A 1,740-nucleotide genomic window follows, 5' to 3' on the forward strand; every position below is an offset into this window, starting at 1 on the left:
GCGGGCGGCCGAGGGTAGTCGGCCGCGCGGGGGAGCGCCAGGGGGTCCTGTGTTCGGCGGCCCGTCCGTAGCGTCGGGCACATGCGACTCCGATCCCGACATCGAACCACCGCACCGCTCGCGGCCGTTGTGTTGACGGCATCCCTCGGCGGGTGCGCCTTCTCGCAGCCGGAGCCGTCCGGCGCGCCCACGCCCGCGCCCACCGAGACCGTCACGGTCACCGCGACGCCGGAGCCCACGCCCACGCAGTCGCCACCCGCCGCCGCTCTCGTCATCCCGGACTGCGAGCAACTCGTCCCCATCGACACGATCCAGCAGTACGAGTCGTGGCGTCGGGTCGTGCTGATCCAGTCGATGGAGGGGACGGCGATCGCGGAGGACCTGCCCGGCCCCGCCGCGCGACAGGCCGCGTCACGCGCGCAGCAGAACCGCGGATGCCTGCTGGGCGTGCCGCAGTCCGACTCCGCCGTCGGCGTGTACACCCTCGAGATCACGCCCGAGGCGCGGGACGACCTGATCGAGCAGTTGCGCACGGACGGCGGCTACGCTGAATCGCAGGTCGACGGAGCACCCTCGTTCGCGATAGCGACGGAGGAAGGGCTCGGCGGCACGACCGTCTCGTACACGTTCGTGGGCGACGCGTGGCTCATTCTCCGGGGCAGCCTCATCGACGCCCAGACCGCAGCCTGGATCGCAGCCCCCACGGTCGCGCAGCTGCGCGCAGCCAACCCGGGCCTCGACGACCGCTGACGGGCACGCGGCGGCGAAGGCGAAATGGCGCTCGACTAGAGTGAGATCGTGACCCCCCGTCTGGCGCTCGTCGTGGTGGCGATGTCCGTGATCTTGGCGGCAGGCCTGACGGGATGTGCCACACGCGTCGATCCGGCGGACACCCCCGACCCCGCGCGCACGAGCGCCGCGCCACCGCGACGACGACCCCTACGTCGGTCGCGACGCCCTCGCCAACGGCCGCCGCGACGATGCCCGACTCGTGCGAGGCACTCGCAACCGACGCCGAGGTCTCCGCGCAGACGGGCCTCCCGTGGCGGATCGCGGATCAGGACCCGGATGCGGACGGCATCCCCGGTCCGTTGGCGCAATCGGTCGCCGCTGGCGCGACCGAGAAGCTGGAGTGCCTGTGGTTTCCCGACCCGGTGACCGAGGGGTACATCGCGATGCGGGTGCTCCGGATCGACGCCGAGGCTCGGGATGCCCTCATGGATTCGTTGGCCGATTCCACCGAGTACAACGCGGTCGTGGTGGACGGTGAGCCCGGGTTCAGCTGGACGAAGAACGGCCCGGAGTACGTCTTCGGCGTGGTGTACGTGTTCATCGATGACCTCTGGCTCGTGATCGACGCATTGGGGCCGGCCGAGGGATACCTTCCGCTTGCCGAGCTCGCCGTGAGCCGCATTCGAGTGTGACGCGGGCGGATCAGAACAGCATCGCGGCGGCCGCCCTGGGTGTCGATGACCGCTGATTTCTGATGCGAAAGTCCCGCCACCTGAGGCGGATTTTCGCGCCCCCACGGCGCGGCAGCGCCGCTGAAAAGCTGTTCCGAAAGCAGGCTGAATCGCTCACCTGGGCGGCTCTGGGCCCCGTGTGGAGCGATCCAGCCTGCTTTTGCGACGAGTCAGAACAGCATCGCGTCGTCGGCCGCCGCGGCGGGTGTCCGCCCGCTCGCGCCCGCCCGCTCGATCACCCTCACCGGACCGGGGCGCGAGGGCCGCGCCTCGGCAT

The 1,740-nt window shown here is 70.9% G+C and carries 2 protein-coding genes; both read left to right on the top strand.

From position 1 onward, the window contains the following. The first annotated feature begins 81 nt into the window (after positions 1–81). Positions 82–750 carry a hypothetical protein gene (locus WBP48_RS16570; RefSeq protein ID WP_424441843.1) on the top strand — a complete coding sequence of 223 codons (669 nt, stop codon included), beginning with the start codon at positions 82–84 and terminating at the stop codon, positions 748–750. A gap of 230 nt (positions 751–980) precedes the next feature. After that, the gene (locus tag WBP48_RS16575) at positions 981–1,424 is read left to right on the top strand and encodes a hypothetical protein (RefSeq protein ID WP_424441844.1); all 444 of its coding nucleotides are present in this window, start codon (positions 981–983) and stop codon (positions 1,422–1,424) included. Positions 1,425–1,740: the final 316 nt, after the last annotated feature.

The sequence above is a fragment of the Microbacterium sp. genome (assembly GCF_049661145.1).
GTDB lineage: Bacteria > Actinomycetota > Actinomycetes > Actinomycetales > Microbacteriaceae > Microbacterium.

What these genes read in the sequence shown, in the direction of transcription:
- WBP48_RS16575 (WP_424441844.1), top strand. Translation starts at nt 981, where the DNA reads ATGCCCGACTCGTGCGAGGCACTCGCAACCGACGCCGAGGTCTCCGCG.
- WBP48_RS16570 (WP_424441843.1), top strand. Translation starts at nt 82, where the DNA reads ATGCGACTCCGATCCCGACATCGAACCACCGCACCGCTCGCGGCCGTT.